Raw genomic sequence first — 17,229 nt, forward strand, 5'->3', positions numbered from 1 at the left:
CTAAGAAAACTATATTTTATCTTTAACAATATCGTTTGGTGTAAAATAGAAAACGTTTGGTATTGGATTTAAAGGCACATGATCTTTTACAATATTTTTTAATCGAATTAGATTATAATACATGCCTTCAAATTCATTTTTGTATATAATACTTCCATTATCCCATTTTATATCACCTGGTAAACCTTCAACAATTATGAAATCAAAGAAAGCTTTTATTTTACCTTCTTTTTCTGCTTGTTTAACCACGTAAGTCATACTTTGTATTCGCTCTGGAAAATCAAATATTGAGGCTCCATTCTGCAATTCATAAAATAAAAAATTGCATTCATCAAAACAAAAATGCTCAGGTCTGCTAAAAACAAGTTTATAATCTTTGCTTTGCTTAAATAATGTGTTGGTAAATTCAATATTTCGGTACAAACAAAATGTACCAGTTATGAAATCGTGTCTGCTACTTACAACATCATATTCTGAAAGTAATTCTTCAGTCATAAAATCTCGTATGTTGCCATAAACCATATCAATATCACCATGTCCCCAAAAATCATAGTCCTGTAATATGTCAGAAAAAATAAAACCATATGCAGGTTTGAAATCGCATAGTTTGTACGGATATTCGAGATTAACGGTAAAACCCAATTTTTGTGAAGCTAAATTTCGAATGTCATCAGGAGTTTTGTAAATAATCTTTACATTTTTGGGTTTGTTTGGAATGGTTTCGAGGTTATTGGTAATTATTATAAAATCAACAGTTGGATTGTAGACGCAAGAATGGACAAAATACGGAAAATACCATGGATAATCGCCATACCAACATGTAAGCATTGCAATAGAAGTTAATTTTGTCATTGTTTATTTATTTTCTTCAAGATGTGATCAATTTTTACTTGACCTTTTATTTTTTCTAATAATTGTTGTTGATTATTATAGATTACAATTGTTGGAAAAGCTTTAACATCAAATGTTTTAGAAAAGACAACTTGTTTGTCATAGATGAAATGAATGTTATCATGATTCAATAACTGATAATTTTCGGCAAATTTTTTGATTTTTAAAGGTGATTCAAATGAAATGAATATCAATTGTGTGTTCTTGAATTGCTCAATGTTTTTCTTAATTATTTCAGTTTCAGTATTGCAAAACTCACATTCCGTATTAAAATATAAGAATATGGTTGGTGTGTTTTTTTTTAAGTTATGATTGTTGAATAAAACCCCATTAATATCCTTAAATGAAAATTCAGGTATTTTTTTGATATTTTTTGTGACCTCATTTTTATGATTTATTCTAAAAATTATTTTAGTTATCAGAAAGGATAAAAGAATCAAAACAGTTAGGGGCAAAAATATTTTTAACGGCTTTTTCATTTTTCTTCTTTTATAAATTAACTGTAATTAAGAGTGAAAAACATTACTGTTGCAACCCATAAAGCTAGTGATGGTATATAGCTTAAGCCAACTATTTTTAATCCATAGTCAGCATTTGTGCTTGTTATTTTGCCAATTTGATATGCCAAATAAATAATGTATGATAGCTCAAATAAATTGAGTACCTGAAAGGGATAAATGAACCATGTTTCCAGATTTTTGTAACCCACAATATTTAAAGCTGATAAGGGATAGAAATTTTGAACATCTATTAAATTATAGCCAGGTTGAAAAAATAAAAACCAAAGAGTTTTAATTATTGGAACTAATAAAAAAATGAAGTCTGCATTGAGAGCAATATTCCATATTTGTTTAAATTTCAAATCTTGACTATTTAAGAATAAGCCAACATAAAGAATTGTTGCAATAATCGATGTTTTAATTAAAAGTATTATCGGAATATAGAAATAGGTTAACCAATGCCATTTTTTCTGAAATTCAAAATAGCGATTTATTTCTTGTAGTGTTAAATAGTCAGACATAAAGTAACGAAGTAATCCGTTAAAATTTAGTAGATTACTCGTTATTTCGTTGATAATAATAAATGCAATGCTAAGTGTAAAAAGTTTAAGTAAATAATGTTTCATTATCATTTATTACTTTTTTTTAATTCAGTTATGTAGCCTATAAAGATTGCAATTGATGATAATAAAGGGACTATTGAATATTTAAAATCACAAATTTTGATATCTGTGAAGTCTTCTTTTTTAAATATCCAACTTAAGGTTAGACCTAAATAAAATAGTGATAATGTAAGTAAGAATAGCAGTATGTTTTTATTTATTCTCATAATTTTTTCATATTTAATTAAAAATTGAAAGACTCTTGAAAACAAACCTCTGCATAGAAGGGCAGAGGTTTCGTTACTCCAGATATTGTTAAAACCTACAGTTTATTGTGTTTTTATTGATTTTTAGCGACAACTTGCTCCCCATTGTGCTGAAGCATATACAAAACATGCTGCACCAATTCCTGCGCCAACGACGGAAGTTCCACCAGCAACTAGTCCGACGAATCCTAATGCTAAACCAACTGATGCCCCAGCACAACTTGTCAAAATCCACTCCCAGCCATTACATTCTCCATTTCATCTTTTGTCAATTTGCCTTCAATATTGACAAGGCTCATCTTTTTGATTTTAGTTTCAATTTTTTCCATGATATATAATTTATTGGTTAATGTTAGATTATCCGATTATTAGAATAATGATATAGCAAATTTATAATAGGTCGCAAAATAGTCTCAACCGAAAATCGGTTATTAAAAACCTAAATTCGAATAATTGTAAAATAATTCTTATGTTTATATTTGTTTTTTAAATTGTTAATTATGAATAAAATTGTAGGAGATAATCTAAAAGTTTTGAGGAAATCAAAGAATATGTCACAAGAAGAGGCCGCAGATCATTTGCAAATTTCGCAATCTGCTTATGCGAGAATGGAACGTGGAGAGAGTACATCTTGGGCTATTCATTTTAATAAAATATGTCAGATTTTTGAAATATCTCCAGAAGAATTGGTTAGAAAAGGATTAGGAGATTCTGTTTATGAAAGTCTAATGAATACAGAAAGACAAACAGAAATTGCGATGTTAGGAGTGTATAGGAAAATAATAAAGCAATACGAATTGCAAATAGAAGATTTGAAAACCATTATAAAGCACTTAAATAAAGGTAAAAACTAAATAATAGTTGAATTAATTTTTTCCTTTTTTCAGTTGTGTATAGGTTATAAGAATTCCAACTGTAGATAAAAATGGACCAATTACCAATCTAAAATCTGAAAAAGAAATGTCTTTGATATCCTTTGTAAGCAACGGACTTAAAGATATACTGACGTATAATAAACCAAGGATAATGAAAACCAATAAAAAACTTTTTTTACTCATTTTAAGTTCTTTAGAATGAAAAGTAAATTTAATAAAAAAATAGATAAAATAGAGAAAATCCTTTCATAAAAAAAAGGCTCCACAATTAAGTGAAGCCTTTCTAAATATATTTGAATTGAAATAATTACCTTTTATAAAGCAATATTAGATTAATTCTTTAGTGACAATCTGCATAGTTTCGCGGCTAACTTGTTTTAGTAGAACTTCTTTGTTTGCCTCGACAGTTTGCGCTGCCTCTTCTGTAAAGTGACGGATTGTATATAAGGTTACATTTTCGCTGTATTCTACTTTGAATTTTTTAGAAAGAATAGCATTCAATTCTGGGAAATTTCCAAATTTATCTTCCACGCAAACAGAGAAACTAATTGCTGAGTTTTGAATCAAGTTTACTTTGATTTTGAATTCGTGGAATAAACCAAAAATCTCACTGATGTTTTCTTCCATAATGAAAGAGAAATCAATAGAAGAAAGCGAAATTAAAAGCTGTTCTCTTTTTACGATAAAACAAGGATATTGCGGTTCTAAATCAACACCTTTAGAAACGCAAGTTCCTTTTAATAATGGGTTGATAAAAGATTTTACGTATAATGGAATTTCTTTTTTCTGTAACGGCTGTAATGTTTTTGGGTGAATAACCGTTGCTCCGTAAAATGCCAACTCAATAGCTTCACGATATGAAATCTGATTTAACAAACTTGCATTTTCGAAATAACGCGGATCGGCATTCATAACTCCAGGAACGTCTTTCCAAATTGTTACGCTTTCTGCATTTAAGCAATAAGCAAAAATTCCGGCAGTATAATCAGAACCTTCACGGCCCAAAGTTGTTGTAAAATTATTTTCGTCTGCACCCAAGAAACCTTGTGTAATGTTTAATTGTTTTCTTGGAACATTTTTGCTGATATTTTGCTGTGTAGTTTCCCAGTCAACTTCAGCATCTCTATAGTTTGCATTTGTTTTGATGAAATTACGAACATCAAGCCATTGCGTCTGAATTCCTCTGAAATTCATATAGTGACTTAAGATATTAGTCGAAATCAATTCACCAAAACTTACCACCTGATCATAAACAAAGTTGTAATTTGGAGATTTATTATGGGCCAAGAAGTATTCTAATTCGTCAAACTGAGCATTTACAGCCGCAAAAACAGCATGATTTTCATCTTCAAACAAATCCAATAAGATCTGATTGTGATATTTTTTAATTTCCTGAACAGAAGCGTTTAATTCTGTCGATTTTTCAAAGTAATTCTTGATTACAACTTCGAGAGCATTTGTAGTTTTTCCCATCGCAGAAACTACCAAAATCACGTCTTCATAACCCACTTTTTGTAAAACGTCGTACACGTTTTTAATTCCATCTGCATCCTTTACCGATGCACCACCAAATTTAAATACTCTCATTTTTAATTTTAGATTTTTAGATTTTTTTTCCGCCACGAATTCACGAATTATTTTTTCTAATCTTTACGAATAAAAATTCGTGAATTCGTGGCGAATAATATTTTTATAATTTTTCTAAGAACGAATTAATTCCTGCTTGATCCATCTGCACTACCCTCCAAGTGTCAAGGATTTTTGCACCAGAATTTTCATAGAATTTTACGGCTGGAGTATTCCAATCCAAAACATTCCATTCTACTCTTCGCACGCCGTCTCGTTTTCCTTGTTTCATGATTTCAGCATAAAGAGCAGAACCTAAACCGGTGCCTCGCATTTTTTCTTTTACAATCAAATCTTCAAGGTGAATTGTCTTTCCTTTCCAAGTAGAATAACGATAATAATACAGCGCAATTCCAACAATTTCTTTTTGTTTTTCTTCGTTTTCGATCTCTGCAACAAAAACGTGAAATAATGGTTTTTCGCCAAATCCGTCGCGCACTAAATCTTCCTCTGTAATAACAACCGCATCGGGTTCTTTTTCGAATATTGCAAGTTCCTGAATAAGCCCTAACACCGATTTCATATCTTCAGGATTTCCTTTCCTAATATTCATATATTCTTATTTTTAACTATTTATTATCTAAAAAAGCGTCATTTTATTGGATGCTTTTTGCAGATTGTTAGCAAATATACAATAGTAGCAAACAAACAAAATAATTTTTAAATCATTCTCACAAAATAAGCGATATTTGTGACTTAAAAATAAAACTATAACGATTTAGAAATGGAAGAACGCAATAAAACACTGGGAGAGTTTATTATTGAGAACCAAAAAGCATTTCAGTATTCGTCGGGAGAACTCTCGCGAATTATCAACTCTATTCGATTGGCAGCAAAAGTGGTCAATCATAAAGTAAACCAAGCGGGTTTAGTAGATATTGTGGGCGCGGCAGGCGAACAGAATATTCAAGGTGAAGACCAGCAAAAATTAGATGTCTATGCAAACGAAGTATTTATCCAGACGTTAATAAACCGTGAGATTGTCTGTGGTATCGCTTCAGAAGAAAACGACGATTTTATTACAGTTCAGGGGAGCGACAACTGTCATAATAATAAGTACGTGATCTTAATGGATCCGCTAGACGGATCTTCAAACATTGATGTAAATGTTTCTGTGGGAACTATTTTTTCTGTTTTCAGAAGAGTTACTCCAATAGGAACTCCGGTGACTAGCGAGGATTTTTTACAGCCGGGAATCAATCAAGTTGCAGCAGGCTATGTAATTTATGGAACTTCAACGATGCTTGTGTATACCACTGGACATGGGGTGAATGGTTTTACATTGAACCCAGCGATAGGTACATTTTATCTTTCGCATCCAAACATGAAATTTCCAGAAAATGGAAATATTTATTCGGTAAACGAAGGAAACTATGTTCATTTTCCGCAGGGAGTAAAAAACTACATCAAATACTGCCAGCGCGAAGAAGAAGACAGACCTTATACTTCAAGATATATCGGAAGTTTGGTAGCCGATTTTCATCGAAATATGATTAAAGGCGGAATTTATATTTACCCTACAAGTTCGAAAGCGCCAAAAGGGAAGTTGCGTTTGCTGTACGAATGTAATCCGATGGCATTTTTGGCAGAGCAAGCAGGAGGAAAAGCAACAGACGGTTTCGGAAGAATTATGGAAATCCAGCCAACTGAATTGCACCAAAGAGTGCCTTTCTTTTGCGGAAGCTATAAGATGGTAGAAAAAGCCGAGGAATTTATGGCGGCTGAGTGAGTGGTTAGTTTTTAGTGTTCAGTCACAGTCGCAGTTTTCAGTCTGGATTTTAAATTATAAACCCGACAGTTTTTCAAAAACTTGTCGGGTTTATAATTTAATGCGAGTTTTAATTTCTTTTTTCGGCATCAAAATAAACTGTAAACTGAGACCGAAAACTGAATACTATTTATGCATATGCTGCATTTCGTAGATAAAAGTATCTGCATCTACTTTTTTGTCAACCAATGACAATGCTTTTGCAATAATATAATCTACGTTGCTTGGTGTAAATCCAAGGGCAACACTTATCTTTTTTAGAAGTACTTCTTGTTTGTCTTCAAGCTGATGGTCAACATGCACCATGCGAGTTAGGTCATATAAACGCTCCAAACGTTGAACATATGAATAAGGTGGATTGATCGGATATTTTAAAGGATCGCTAAGAATTTCTTCATATTCCGATTCTGTAATTTCTAAGCGAGAAGCAAGTTTATCTAAAAAGGCTTTTTCTTCTGGATAAACCACCCCATCAGCTAAAGCTACACGAACAATAGCAGAAAAGTGTCCTTTGTTTCTTTGCTTGAATTCGCTATCAAATAATTCTGAAAATGACATAATGATAAAGTTTTATTATAACAAATATAATCCTATTTTTAAATTATTGATTTTAAATTTCTGCTAAAATTTAACTTATTTTTATTGCAGGATTTAGTAGCCCGAATCTTTAATTTTGAAAATTAATCGTAAGTTTACAACCCCTAATTATTTAATTACATTATACCTATGTCACAATTTTGGATTTATTTTCAAATAGGATTAAAACACGTTTTAGACATTAATGCTTACGATCACGTTCTTTTTTTAATCGCCTTAACCGTTCCGTATCTTTTTAAAGACTGGAAAAGAATTTTCTTATTGGTTTCTCTTTTTACAATTGGCCATACCTTGGCCTTAATTCTTTCTGTTTACGGCATAATTGCCATAAAAGTTAATGTTGTAGAATTCCTGATTCCGATTACAATTTTAATAACAGCTCTTTATCATTTATTTACGGCTGGAAAGACCTCAAAAAATGATGGCGTAAATCTAGTATTTTTCATAACTTTATTCTTTGGAATTATTCACGGACTAGGTTTTTCTAATTATTTCAAAACAATTTTAGGAGGTTCTGCCACCTCAAAATTGTTGCCTTTAGGAGAGTTTGCCTTAGGAATAGAAGCTGCTCAGCTAATAGTAGTTTTTGTTGTTCTGGTAATTTCATATATAGTGCAGACCGTTTTCCGTTTTTCAAAACGCGACTGGGCACTTGTAATGTCGGCTTTTATTATCGGAGTTGTAATTCCGATGATTATTGAAAGCCCAATTTGGAACAGATAAATTAAATGGAAGTAAAAAAACTGAATAAATACGATAAAGCATATCTGCGAATTGCAAAAGAGTGGAGCTTGCTTTCTTACTGTAAACGTAAACAAGTTGGCGCTATTATTGTAAAAGATAGAATGATCATCTCTGATGGTTACAATGGGACACCGTCAGGATTTGAAAATTGCTGCGAAGATGAAAACGGATTGACACGTTGGGATGTTCTGCATGCCGAAGCAAATGCAATCCTGAAAGTAGCAAGATCAACGCAATCTTGCGAAGGAGCAACATTGTATATTACGCTTTCGCCTTGCAAAGAATGCAGTAAATTGATACATCAGTCAGGAATAAAAAGAGTAGTATATAAAGATGGATATCGAGATGATTCTGGAATCCAATTTTTAATAAAAGCAGGGGTGGAAGTAGAACATATTCCTGTTTTGGAAGAATAATGAAATTTAATTCGAAATATTTGCCAATCGTAATAGGAGCGACTTTTGCTCTTGGAACAATTGCCGGAAGCGTGATGAACGCTCCTGCAAGTGACCAGCTTTTGGCTAAAAATTACTCTAAAACCAAGCTAAATAAACTTATTGATTTTATCAATACCGAATATGTTGATAGCGTCAATACCGATTCGATTGTAAATCTTACGGTCGATAATATTCTTTCTAAATTGGATCCGCATTCAGTATATATTCCGCCAAGCGAACAAGCTGAGGTTGCCGAAAGCATGAAAGGTGATTTTGTGGGAATCGGAATTAATTTTTATATGTATAAAGATTCGGTTGCGATTATAAAACCAGTCGAAAACGGACCTTCGGCAAAAGCGGGAATAAAATCTGGAGACCGTATTTTGTTTGCAGGAAAAACCAAATTGTATGGTAGAAAATTGCCTTCAGATAGTTTATTTTCTAAATTAAAAGGACTTCAGGGTTCAGAAATCGAATTGACTGTTTTTAGAAAATCTGAACAGAAGAAACTGAAGTTTAAAGTTAAACGAGATGTTATTCCAATTAAAAGCGTTGATGCTTCTATGTTAATTGGTAATAATATTGGCTATATCAAAATTAACCGTTTCGCAGAAACTACTTTCAACGAATTCAAAACTGGTTTAACGAGATTAAAACAAAAAGGAATTCAGTCGCTCGTAATTGACCTCCGTGATAATGGGGGAGGTTATATGGAAGAAGCGATTGCTATTGCCGATGAGTTTTTAAAAGACAGACAATTAATCGTTTTCACGAAAAGTAAAAACGGTTCTACTGAGAAAACGTATGCAACAAAAGCAGGAAGTTTTGAAACGGGGAAAGTTTATGTTTTAATTAATGAAAATAGTGCTTCGGCTAGTGAAATCTTAGCAGGAGCCATTCAAGATAATGATCGCGGAACTATTGTTGGAAGACGTTCTTTTGGAAAAGGTCTTGTTCAGAGAGAAATGGACTTTAACGACGGGTCTGCAGTAAGATTGACTGTGGCGCGTTATTATACGCCAACGGGAAGATCGATTCAAAAACCGTATAAGAAAGGGAACGAAGAATATTTTAAAGAATCTGAAGCAAGAATTGCTACTGGAGAATTGTATGCAAAAGACAGTATAAAAGTGGCCGATTCTTTAAAATTCAAAACTCCGAAAGGAAAAATAGTGTACGGCGGTGGCGGAATTGTTCCAGATGTTTTTGTTCCAATGGAAGCAGAGCATGGAAATGAAAATGTTGCATATTTGCTGCAGACTGGAATTGTAGGGCATTTTGTCTTTGAAGAATTAGATAAAAATAGAAATGCTTTTGCGGGAGATAATTTTAATGAGTTTTTGGCAAAAATGAAGAACTCAGATTTTTATTTTAAAAGATTTAAAAACTATATTTTAATGACGGGATTGGATTTGAAATTGGATAAAACGAAAGCGCTCGTAAACCGTCATATTACAGCTGAATTCGCACGACAGCTGTTTGGAGAATTGTATTATTATGATGTAATCTTGAAAGATGATGCCATGATAAAGACAATTCTAGCTCCAAAGAAATAACTTCAATCTTTATATCATGAAAATAGAAACCGTTGTTGATGCAGAAATAGAACTCCTGACTGCAATTAAAAAATCGGATGTTATGGCTTTGGAAACAATTCTTCATGATGATTTATTGTTTAATATGCCCGACGGACAAACCATAACTAAAGAGTTTGATTTGGAATCATATCGTTCAGGAAAGTTAAAAATTAATTCTTTGGAAGCATCAGATCAAATTGTCAACGTAATTGATGATTCTGCAGTGGTTACGGTTACAGTTGCCTTAAAAGGCGCTTATGACGGAAATGCAATCAGCGGAGTTTTCAAATATTTAAGGGTTTGGAAAAAATCGGGTAAGAATCTAAAAGTTATTGCAGGGAGCTGTGTTCAGTTGGCGTAAAGTTTGATGCAATAAAATAATAGTAACTTAAAATAAAACTTTGCGAACCTTTCGTAAATCCTCGCGAACTTCGCGGTTAAACTAATAATATATGAAAAATTTAAAAAGAGTAAGTTTTCTAGTGCTTTTAATGACTTTTGTGATCTCTTGCACAACTATGAAAAATGATGCTAATGCTGTAGTTTCAGGAAAAGTAGACGGTATAGAAGCAGGTAAAGATGGTTACACGGCCAAAATTACAACAGACGCAAAAGAAGTTTACTTTGCAACAATCAGTATTGTAAACGTTGGCGGGCCTCAGAATTACAAACAATTAAAAATTGGAGATGTAGTGTCTGTAAAAGGAGAAAAATGGAAATCTGAAGATGAAAACCATATTAAAGTAACAGAAATCGTTTCGGTTAAATAAGTTAACCATAAAGTTTTAAACCATTAAGAGATTAAGTTTATTAAGCTGTATAGCTGTTTTCTTAATCTCTTAATGGTTTTTTCTGTTTGGAGTTTTTTCTTAATGAAACTTGGTAATTAAGTTTGCATCAAAATAGAACTTAATTTATCTTAATCTCTTAATGGTAAAAACAAAAAATTATCGAGTGCTATCATGAGCGTGAGTCTGTACGCCGTTATTCCATAAAGTAAGAATGTCTGTCGCTACAGCAGCGCCACTTCCGGCTGCAATTGCCAATTGACTTCTCCAACCCGCTAAAGTACCGATAACATAAATGCCGTCTGCTACTTTGTGATCTTCGTTTTTAAGCTGAATACGCTGTTTTTCTGGAAGTGCTTTTTTATGAGGTTCAACAAATTGCATCAAACCTTCAATGTCGAAAGTATTGGCAGAACCAATTCCGACCACGATATTTTTTGTTTGGTATGAATTCTTGTTGGTTACTACGGTAAATTCTGGATAACTGCCTTCAATTTTCATTACTTTTTCATTTGAAATCTGAGTAATGTGCGGGTAAGTTGTTGCTAAATGCTGTGTGCTTTCAGTTAAAAGCTCAGAACCTAATTTTCCTGGTGTAATTCCGTAAGCGTTATAAAATATTGCCTCTTGTAAAGAAGAATTTTTCTGATGAGTAAAAATTCCGATTTTTTTGTCAGTAACAAAAGTTTTGTTTTTTGCGGATCCTAAGACTAGAGCACAAGACATGCCAGATACTCCTCCGCCAATAATTAAAACATCAAACATATTATCTGTTGTCATTCATTTTTTCTTCAATTCTTTTTGAAATTCTAAAAATCAAAAGAATCAAAACAGCGCAAAATGAAGCGGCGATTCCAATAAAAGCTACCATACTATCTCCTTGAAAAGGGTTTTTAAAGTCTAATAGCGTAATATTAAAAACGATTAAAGCTAATGCCAAAAGCACTAAGATTGAAGTGAAAATTTTCATAAGGTTGTCTTTGTTTTTGTCTAAAATAATAAAGTAGAACTTTATGGGGAAATTGCCTTAAAGTTGTATTTTAGAAATTTTACGGGGTAAATTTATAAAAATAAAATTTAGACAAACAAACCTTTAACATTAGCAGCGAATAATTTAACAGCAATTGCTAAAAGTATTACTCCAAATGTCTTGCGAACCACTCCAAGTCCGTTTTCTCCTAGTAGATTCTCGATTTTTTTAGAAGACTTTAAAACTATGTAAACCAAGATAATATTTAAGACAATCGCTATGATAATATTAATAGTATGAAACTGAGATCGAAGTGATAACAAGGTTGTCATTGTTCCTGCTCCAGCGATTAGAGGGAAAGCCAGCGGTACAATAGAAGCAGATCCTGGTTCTTCATCACGGTAAATTCTGATTCCTAAAATCATTTCCAAAGCAAGAAAAAATAAGACAAAAGATCCAGCAACAGCAAATGAATGTACGTCGATACCAATTAAATTCAGTAAACCTTCTCCAACGAAAAGAAAAACAATCATGATAGCGCCTGCAACGATAGAAGCTTTTTCAGACTCAATGTGTCCAACTTTTGCTCTTAAATTCACAATAATCGGAATCGAGCCAACAATATCAATTACGGCAAAAAGCACCATACTAACGGTAATGATTTCTTTAAAATCGATTTCTAACATATCGCTTTGATTTTTAGGGTTTAAAAACTGCTGCAAAAGTACTTAATAAAGTTAGGTGTTTTTTCAATACAATGCACTTTTGTTATAAAAACATGTTTTAATGGCTAAAAAAGTGATATTTGTAACAATTGTTGTTTTCTTTTGCATTTAGTAAAACTTATAATAGGATTAACCGCAAAGCATGCAAAATTAAATTCGCAAGGTTCGCAAATTAAAATAGGTATTGGAAATGTGTGCGTATAAACTTTGCGAACCTTTGTGCAAATCCTTGCGAATTTTGCGGTTAAATTTTCATCCTATTTTATCTCCTTTCTTTGACTATCTTTGCACTTTATAAATTAGAGTAATAGATATCATGTTTCAGTTAGGTAAAACTATTATTTCAGAGGATATTCTGGAAAAAGAATTTGTGTGCAACTTGTCTGCTTGTAAAGGAGCTTGTTGTGTGGATGGAGATGCGGGCGCGCCTTTGAATGAGGCTGAAACTAAAATCTTAGAAGAAATTTTTCCAAAAGTGAAACCTTTTTTACGAAAAGAAGGAATCGAAGCAATCGAAGCGCAAGGGACTTGGATAAAAGGAACTGATGGTGATCTAGAAACGCCACTGATTGATAATAAAGATTGCGCTTATGTGATTTTTGACGGAAAAACGGCACTTTGTGGAATCGAGCAAGCTTACAATCAAGGAGTAGTGGATTGGAAAAAACCAGTTTCTTGTCATTTATACCCAATTCGAGTAAAAGACTTCACAGAATTTGCAGCTGTCAACTATGATAAATGGGATATCTGCGATGATGCTTGTTCGTTAGGAAAAGAATTAGAAGTTCCAGTTTACAAATTTGTAAAAGAGGCATTGATTCGCCGTTTTGGAGAGGACTGGTATTTGGAACTAGAAAAGGTAGCCGAAGAGCTTAAAAATTCTTAAAAATTAAAGTGTAATTTATACCTTTTTTTCTCTTCATTTTTTGACTCAAAAAAACAAAGTTTTAATTCAAAAAAAAAACTTTTTAAAACTATTTAAAATTTCTTGCTTTTTATATTTAAAAGTCTATATTTTACGGGGCTTTCAGGTGTAATTATTGGTTTTAAATGTTTCATTTACAGTAAATTAATTATTGTATGAAAAATGTTTCAAAAAAATAACGTTGTTAAAAACTACAGCAAATTGTGAATAAGTTTGACTTTCATTTTTGGCGTTAATTGACAATCTTTGTAGTCTATTGAATTAGCAAAAAATTCGGTATAAAAATTAAACAAAAATTGTCATGTCTCAAGTAGAACCAATCTTACAAGAAAATAAAAATCGTTTCGTTATTTTTCCTATCAAACATCATGATATTTGGGAATGGTATAAAAAAATGGAAGCTAGTTTCTGGACTGCTGAAGAAATCGATTTGCACCAAGATTTGACAGATTGGAATAACAAACTGAATGACGATGAAAGATATTTCATTAAACATATTTTAGCATTCTTTGCAGCTTCTGACGGAATCGTAAATGAAAACTTGGCTGAGAACTTTGTAAACGAAGTTCAATATGCTGAAGCGAAGTTTTTCTATGGTTTCCAGATTATGATGGAAAACATTCACAGCGAAACGTATTCTTTATTAATTGATACTTACGTTAAAGATGAAGCTGAGAAAACAGAATTGTTTAATGCTTTAGAAGTTTTCCCGGCTATTGCAAAAAAAGGAGAATGGGCTTTAAAATGGATCGAGTCTGATTCGTTTGCTGAAAGGCTTATTGCTTTTGCTGCAGTTGAAGGAATCTTTTTCTCAGGGGCCTTCTGTTCAATTTATTGGTTAAAAAAACGTGGTTTAATGCCAGGTTTAACTTTCTCAAATGAATTGATTTCTCGTGACGAAGGCGTACACTGTGATTTTGCTGTTCACTTGCACAATCACCATTTGGTAAACAAAGTGCCAAAAGAAAGAATCAAAGAAATTATTGTCGATGCTTTAGATATCGAAAGACAATTTATTACTGAATCTCTTCCAGTAAGTTTAATTGGTATGAACGCTACTTTAATGACACAGTACTTAGAGTTCGTTGCTGATAGGCTTCTAGTAGAGTTAGGTTGTGAGCGTGTCTACGGATCAGCGAATCCATTCGATTTCATGGACATGATTTCTCTTCAAGGAAAAACTAATTTCTTTGAAAAACGTGTTGCGGAGTATCAAAAATCAGGTGTGATGAACAACGACAGCGATGCTCAAAAAATTTCATTCGATGCAGATTTTTAGACAACAAAAAATATTTTAGCGTCTATCTTCTAGAGACACTAAAAAAAAGATTACAGATTATTTTTAAAGGTTGAACCTCTTTCCCCAAGTCGCAGGTTCAATAGCAATTTTTGACGCATTTAAATTCGTTTTTCGGATTTGAAACGAGTAACTATTGAGAATTTGGTAATTCTCTAAAATTAATTTAAAAACACGCAATGTTTAAGTGCTGGAATTCGTTTTCTAGTTACTTTAATTTTTTCAATAACCATAAAAGGTAAGCTTATGTATGTAGTAAAAAGAGATGGCCACAGAGAGCCCGTAATGTTTGATAAGATTACAGAAAGAATCAAAAAATTGTGTTACGGCTTAAACGAGCTCGTAGATCCAGTTAAGGTAGCCATGAGAGTTATCGAGGGATTGTATGATGGAGTTTCGACTTCTGAATTGGATAATCTTGCAGCAGAAACGGCGGCTTCTATGACAATTGCGCATCCTGATTATGCTCAATTAGCAGCTCGTGTAGCAATTTCTAACCTGCATTCAAATACCAAAAAATCTTTCTCAGAAACGATGAAAGATATGTATCACTACGTAAACCCAAGAAATGGTCAAGATGCGCCATTAATTGCTGATGATGTTTACAAAGTGATCCAAGAAAACGCTGCTTTTTTAGATTCTCATATCATTTATACAAGAGATTTTAATTACGACTATTTTGGTTTCAAAACTTTAGAGCGTTCTTATCTTCTTAAGATAAACGGAAAAATCGTTGAGCGTCCACAGCACATGTTAATGCGTGTTTCTGTTGGGATTCACTTAGATGATTTAAAATCGGTTATCGAAACTTACGATTTGATGTCTAAAAAGTTCTTTACGCACGCAACGCCAACGTTGTTCAACGCGGGAACTCCAAAACCGCAAATGTCATCTTGTTTCCTTTTGGCAATGCAGGAAGATAGTATCGACGGTATTTATGATACATTAAAACAAACAGCTAAAATTTCGCAGTCAGCGGGAGGAATCGGACTTTCTATTCACAACGTTCGTGCGACTGGATCTTACATTCGCGGTACAAACGGAACATCAAACGGAATTGTTCCGATGTTGAGAGTTTTCAACGATACAGCGCGTTACGTAGATCAAGGTGGAGGAAAACGTAAAGGAAGTTTCGCGATTTACATCGAAACTTGGCATGCTGATATTTTCGATTTCTTGGATTTAAAGAAAAACCATGGAAAAGAAGAAATGCGTGCAAGAGATTTATTCTTCGCAATGTGGACTTCAGATTTATTCATGAAACGTGTTCAAGAAGATGGGCCATGGACTTTAATGTGTCCAAATGAATGTCCAGGTTTATATGATGTTTACGGAGACGAATTCGAAGCATTGTATACAGGATATGAAGCGCAAGGAAAAGGAAGAAAAACAATCCGTGCTCGTGAATTATGGGAGAAAATCCTAGAATCTCAAATCGAGACTGGAACACCATATATGTTGTACAAAGATGCAGCGAACCGCAAATCGAACCACAAGAACTTAGGAACAATTCGTTCTTCTAACTTGTGTACAGAGATTATGGAGTTTACATCTAAAGATGAAATTGCAGTTTGTAACTTAGCTTCAATCTCATTGCCAATGTTCGTTGAAAACGGAGAATTCAACCACGAATCTCTTTACAATGTTACAAAACGTGTTACTCGCAACTTGAACAAAGTAATCGACAGAAACTACTATCCAGTACAAGAAGCTGAAAACTCAAACATGCGCCACCGTCCAGTTGGATTAGGAGTTCAAGGTTTAGCAGATGCTTTCATTATGTTGCGTATGCCGTTTACAAGTGATGAAGCTAAAAAATTAAACCAAGAAATTTTCGAAACTTTATACTTCGCTGCTGTAACTGCTTCTATGGAAATGGCAAAAGAAGAAGGGCCTTATTCAACTTTCGAAGGATCGCCAATGTCTAAAGGAGAATTCCAATACAACATGTGGGGATTAAAAGATGAAGAATTATCTGGTCGTTGGGACTGGGCTTCATTAAGAAAAGAAGTTATGGAGCATGGAGTTCGTAACTCATTATTAGTTGCACCAATGCCAACTGCTTCTACTTCTCAAATCTTAGGAAACAACGAAGCTTTTGAACCATATACTTCAAATATCTATACTCGTCGTGTATTGTCTGGAGAGTTCATCGTAGTAAACAAACATTTACTAGAAGACTTAGTGAAATTAGGTTTATGGAATGAAGATTTGAAACAAGAAATTATGCGTCATAATGGATCTGTTCAAAATATAAATATCATTCCTCAAGACTTAAAAGACCTTTACAAAACAGTTTGGGAAATGTCGATGAAAGATATTATCGATATGTCTCGTCAAAGAGGATATTTTATTGACCAGTCTCAATCTTTGAACCTGTTCATGCAAGATGCAAACTATTCTAAATTAACGTCAATGCACTTCTACGCTTGGCAATCTGGTTTAAAAACAGGAATGTATTACTTAAGAACAAAAGCGGCTGTAGATGCGATTAAATTCACATTAAACAACGATAAAAAACAAGAAACAGCGCCGTCATTAGTTCAGGAAACTGAATCAATCAGTGTTGAGGATTACAAAGCAATGCTTTTAAAAGCACAAGCTGCAGATCCTGAGGATTGTGAAATGTGTGGGTCTTAAT

General features: G+C 33.1%; 20 protein-coding genes. 10 read left to right on the top strand and 10 right to left on the bottom strand.

The window, feature by feature from the left end; translation table 11 throughout:
• Nucleotides 1–9: 9 nt before the first annotated feature.
• The 3 genes from BLP44_RS19870 to BLP44_RS19880 are packed head-to-tail and all read right to left on the bottom strand — an operon-like array spanning nucleotide 10 to nucleotide 2,023.
• Complete coding sequence (locus BLP44_RS19870; protein WP_091135481.1) at nucleotides 10–852, bottom strand: DUF6625 family protein; 843 nt, start codon at nucleotides 850–852, stop codon at nucleotides 10–12.
• The gene (locus BLP44_RS19875; RefSeq protein WP_091135483.1) at nucleotides 849–1,370 is read right to left on the bottom strand and encodes a peroxiredoxin family protein; all 522 of its coding nucleotides are present in this window, start codon (nucleotides 1,368–1,370) and stop codon (nucleotides 849–851) included. The genes BLP44_RS19870 and BLP44_RS19875 overlap by 4 nt, the downstream gene beginning before the upstream one ends.
• A 17-nt stretch (nucleotides 1,371–1,387) precedes the next feature.
• Nucleotides 1,388–2,023, bottom strand: a complete 636-nt coding sequence (locus BLP44_RS19880) for a hypothetical protein (protein ID WP_091135485.1) — start codon at nucleotides 2,021–2,023, stop codon at nucleotides 1,388–1,390.
• A 736-nt stretch (nucleotides 2,024–2,759) separates the two neighbouring features.
• Here BLP44_RS19880 and BLP44_RS19890 point away from each other — a divergent pair.
• Nucleotides 2,760–3,113, top strand: a complete 354-nt coding sequence (locus BLP44_RS19890) for a helix-turn-helix domain-containing protein (RefSeq protein ID WP_091135489.1) — start codon at nucleotides 2,760–2,762, stop codon at nucleotides 3,111–3,113.
• A 12-nt stretch (nucleotides 3,114–3,125) separates the two neighbouring features.
• Here BLP44_RS19890 and BLP44_RS19895 read toward each other — a convergent pair whose 3' ends face one another.
• From BLP44_RS19895 to BLP44_RS19905, 3 genes are all read right to left on the bottom strand, one after another.
• A complete protein-coding gene (locus BLP44_RS19895; protein ID WP_091135491.1) occupies nucleotides 3,126–3,317 on the bottom strand; it encodes a hypothetical protein in 192 nt (63 codons plus the stop codon).
• Between the two features lie 144 nt (nucleotides 3,318–3,461).
• Complete coding sequence (locus BLP44_RS19900) at nucleotides 3,462–4,721, bottom strand: aspartate kinase (protein WP_008465067.1); 1,260 nt, start codon at nucleotides 4,719–4,721, stop codon at nucleotides 3,462–3,464.
• A 103-nt stretch (nucleotides 4,722–4,824) separates the two neighbouring features.
• Entirely contained in the window at nucleotides 4,825–5,313 is a 489-nt protein-coding gene (locus BLP44_RS19905; RefSeq protein ID WP_008465066.1) for a GNAT family N-acetyltransferase, read from the bottom strand.
• A 171-nt stretch (nucleotides 5,314–5,484) separates the two neighbouring features.
• Here BLP44_RS19905 and fbp point away from each other — a divergent pair, with 171 nt between their 5' ends.
• Nucleotides 5,485–6,489 carry a class 1 fructose-bisphosphatase gene (fbp, locus tag BLP44_RS19910; RefSeq protein ID WP_066033448.1) on the top strand — a complete coding sequence of 335 codons (1,005 nt, stop codon included), beginning with the start codon at nucleotides 5,485–5,487 and terminating at the stop codon, nucleotides 6,487–6,489.
• A 165-nt stretch (nucleotides 6,490–6,654) separates the two neighbouring features.
• On the opposite strand, the gene BLP44_RS19915 is transcribed toward fbp, so the two are convergent.
• The gene (locus BLP44_RS19915; protein ID WP_008465064.1) at nucleotides 6,655–7,086 is read right to left on the bottom strand and encodes a TerB family tellurite resistance protein; all 432 of its coding nucleotides are present in this window, start codon (nucleotides 7,084–7,086) and stop codon (nucleotides 6,655–6,657) included.
• 168 nt (nucleotides 7,087–7,254) lie between these two features.
• Between BLP44_RS19915 and BLP44_RS19920 the strand changes: the two genes are divergently transcribed.
• The 5 genes from BLP44_RS19920 to BLP44_RS19940 all read left to right on the top strand — a co-directional run bounded on the left by BLP44_RS19920 (nucleotide 7,255) and on the right by BLP44_RS19940 (nucleotide 10,653).
• Nucleotides 7,255–7,848, top strand: a complete 594-nt coding sequence (locus BLP44_RS19920) for a HupE/UreJ family protein (protein ID WP_008465063.1) — start codon at nucleotides 7,255–7,257, stop codon at nucleotides 7,846–7,848.
• A 5-nt stretch (nucleotides 7,849–7,853) separates the two neighbouring features.
• Nucleotides 7,854–8,285: a deoxycytidylate deaminase gene (locus tag BLP44_RS19925; RefSeq protein WP_008465062.1), complete on the top strand. Its 432-nt coding sequence runs from the start codon at nucleotides 7,854–7,856 to the stop codon at nucleotides 8,283–8,285.
• On the top strand, nucleotides 8,285–9,862 hold the full coding sequence (locus tag BLP44_RS19930) for a S41 family peptidase (RefSeq protein ID WP_066033450.1): 1,578 nt from the start codon (nucleotides 8,285–8,287) through the stop codon (nucleotides 9,860–9,862). The genes BLP44_RS19925 and BLP44_RS19930 overlap by 1 nt, the downstream gene beginning before the upstream one ends.
• Nucleotides 9,863–9,878: 16 nt before the next feature.
• Nucleotides 9,879–10,244, top strand: a complete 366-nt coding sequence (locus BLP44_RS19935) for a nuclear transport factor 2 family protein (RefSeq protein ID WP_008465059.1) — start codon at nucleotides 9,879–9,881, stop codon at nucleotides 10,242–10,244.
• Between the two features lie 91 nt (nucleotides 10,245–10,335).
• Nucleotides 10,336–10,653, top strand: coding sequence for a hypothetical protein (locus BLP44_RS19940; RefSeq protein WP_008465057.1), 318 nt, complete (start codon nucleotides 10,336–10,338; stop codon nucleotides 10,651–10,653).
• A 177-nt stretch (nucleotides 10,654–10,830) separates the two neighbouring features.
• On the opposite strand, the gene BLP44_RS19945 is transcribed toward BLP44_RS19940, so the two are convergent.
• The 3 genes from BLP44_RS19945 to BLP44_RS19955 form a co-directional block, all read right to left on the bottom strand.
• Nucleotides 10,831–11,436: an FAD-dependent oxidoreductase gene (locus BLP44_RS19945; RefSeq protein ID WP_035691388.1), complete on the bottom strand. Its 606-nt coding sequence runs from the start codon at nucleotides 11,434–11,436 to the stop codon at nucleotides 10,831–10,833.
• Between the two features lies 1 nt (nucleotide 11,437).
• Nucleotides 11,438–11,641: a hypothetical protein gene (locus tag BLP44_RS19950; protein ID WP_008465053.1), complete on the bottom strand. Its 204-nt coding sequence runs from the start codon at nucleotides 11,639–11,641 to the stop codon at nucleotides 11,438–11,440.
• 107 nt (nucleotides 11,642–11,748) lie between these two features.
• A complete protein-coding gene (locus BLP44_RS19955) occupies nucleotides 11,749–12,327 on the bottom strand; it encodes a MarC family protein (RefSeq protein ID WP_008465051.1) in 579 nt (192 codons plus the stop codon).
• A 355-nt stretch (nucleotides 12,328–12,682) separates the two neighbouring features.
• Here BLP44_RS19955 and BLP44_RS19960 point away from each other — a divergent pair, with 355 nt between their 5' ends.
• The 3 genes from BLP44_RS19960 to BLP44_RS19970 all read left to right on the top strand — a co-directional run bounded on the left by BLP44_RS19960 (nucleotide 12,683) and on the right by BLP44_RS19970 (nucleotide 17,228).
• On the top strand, nucleotides 12,683–13,252 hold the full coding sequence (locus BLP44_RS19960) for a DUF3109 family protein (RefSeq protein WP_091135493.1): 570 nt from the start codon (nucleotides 12,683–12,685) through the stop codon (nucleotides 13,250–13,252).
• 340 nt (nucleotides 13,253–13,592) lie between these two features.
• Nucleotides 13,593–14,570, top strand: a complete 978-nt coding sequence (locus BLP44_RS19965) for a ribonucleotide-diphosphate reductase subunit beta (RefSeq protein ID WP_066033454.1) — start codon at nucleotides 13,593–13,595, stop codon at nucleotides 14,568–14,570.
• 264 nt (nucleotides 14,571–14,834) lie between these two features.
• Nucleotides 14,835–17,228: a ribonucleoside-diphosphate reductase subunit alpha gene (locus BLP44_RS19970; protein ID WP_091135495.1), complete on the top strand. Its 2,394-nt coding sequence runs from the start codon at nucleotides 14,835–14,837 to the stop codon at nucleotides 17,226–17,228.
• Nucleotide 17,229: the final 1 nt, after the last annotated feature.

The organism is Flavobacterium anhuiense (assembly GCF_900101855.1).
Classification (GTDB): Bacteria; Bacteroidota; Bacteroidia; order Flavobacteriales; family Flavobacteriaceae; genus Flavobacterium; species Flavobacterium anhuiense.

Excerpts from the sequence above, each read along its gene's own strand:
- BLP44_RS19895 (WP_091135491.1), bottom strand. The coding sequence starts at position 3,317 with ATGAGTAAAAAAAGTTTTTTATTGGTTTTCATTATCCTTGGTTTATTA.
- BLP44_RS19945 (WP_035691388.1), bottom strand. The coding sequence starts at position 11,436 with ATGTTTGATGTTTTAATTATTGGCGGAGGAGTATCTGGCATGTCTTGT.
- BLP44_RS19870 (WP_091135481.1), bottom strand. The coding sequence starts at position 852 with ATGACAAAATTAACTTCTATTGCAATGCTTACATGTTGGTATGGCGAT.
- BLP44_RS19890 (WP_091135489.1), top strand. The coding sequence starts at position 2,760 with ATGAATAAAATTGTAGGAGATAATCTAAAAGTTTTGAGGAAATCAAAG.
- BLP44_RS19900 (WP_008465067.1), bottom strand. The coding sequence starts at position 4,721 with ATGAGAGTATTTAAATTTGGTGGTGCATCGGTAAAGGATGCAGATGGA.
- BLP44_RS19960 (WP_091135493.1), top strand. The coding sequence starts at position 12,683 with ATGTTTCAGTTAGGTAAAACTATTATTTCAGAGGATATTCTGGAAAAA.
- BLP44_RS19970 (WP_091135495.1), top strand. The coding sequence starts at position 14,835 with ATGTATGTAGTAAAAAGAGATGGCCACAGAGAGCCCGTAATGTTTGAT.
- BLP44_RS19920 (WP_008465063.1), top strand. The coding sequence starts at position 7,255 with ATGTCACAATTTTGGATTTATTTTCAAATAGGATTAAAACACGTTTTA.
- BLP44_RS19930 (WP_066033450.1), top strand. The coding sequence starts at position 8,285 with ATGAAATTTAATTCGAAATATTTGCCAATCGTAATAGGAGCGACTTTT.
- BLP44_RS19955 (WP_008465051.1), bottom strand. The coding sequence starts at position 12,327 with ATGTTAGAAATCGATTTTAAAGAAATCATTACCGTTAGTATGGTGCTT.
- BLP44_RS19940 (WP_008465057.1), top strand. The coding sequence starts at position 10,336 with ATGAAAAATTTAAAAAGAGTAAGTTTTCTAGTGCTTTTAATGACTTTT.
- BLP44_RS19950 (WP_008465053.1), bottom strand. The coding sequence starts at position 11,641 with ATGAAAATTTTCACTTCAATCTTAGTGCTTTTGGCATTAGCTTTAATC.
- BLP44_RS19935 (WP_008465059.1), top strand. The coding sequence starts at position 9,879 with ATGAAAATAGAAACCGTTGTTGATGCAGAAATAGAACTCCTGACTGCA.
- fbp (WP_066033448.1), top strand. The coding sequence starts at position 5,485 with ATGGAAGAACGCAATAAAACACTGGGAGAGTTTATTATTGAGAACCAA.
- BLP44_RS19915 (WP_008465064.1), bottom strand. The coding sequence starts at position 7,086 with ATGTCATTTTCAGAATTATTTGATAGCGAATTCAAGCAAAGAAACAAA.
- BLP44_RS19875 (WP_091135483.1), bottom strand. The coding sequence starts at position 1,370 with ATGAAAAAGCCGTTAAAAATATTTTTGCCCCTAACTGTTTTGATTCTT.
- BLP44_RS19905 (WP_008465066.1), bottom strand. The coding sequence starts at position 5,313 with ATGAATATTAGGAAAGGAAATCCTGAAGATATGAAATCGGTGTTAGGG.
- BLP44_RS19925 (WP_008465062.1), top strand. The coding sequence starts at position 7,854 with ATGGAAGTAAAAAAACTGAATAAATACGATAAAGCATATCTGCGAATT.
- BLP44_RS19965 (WP_066033454.1), top strand. The coding sequence starts at position 13,593 with ATGTCTCAAGTAGAACCAATCTTACAAGAAAATAAAAATCGTTTCGTT.
- BLP44_RS19880 (WP_091135485.1), bottom strand. The coding sequence starts at position 2,023 with ATGATAATGAAACATTATTTACTTAAACTTTTTACACTTAGCATTGCA.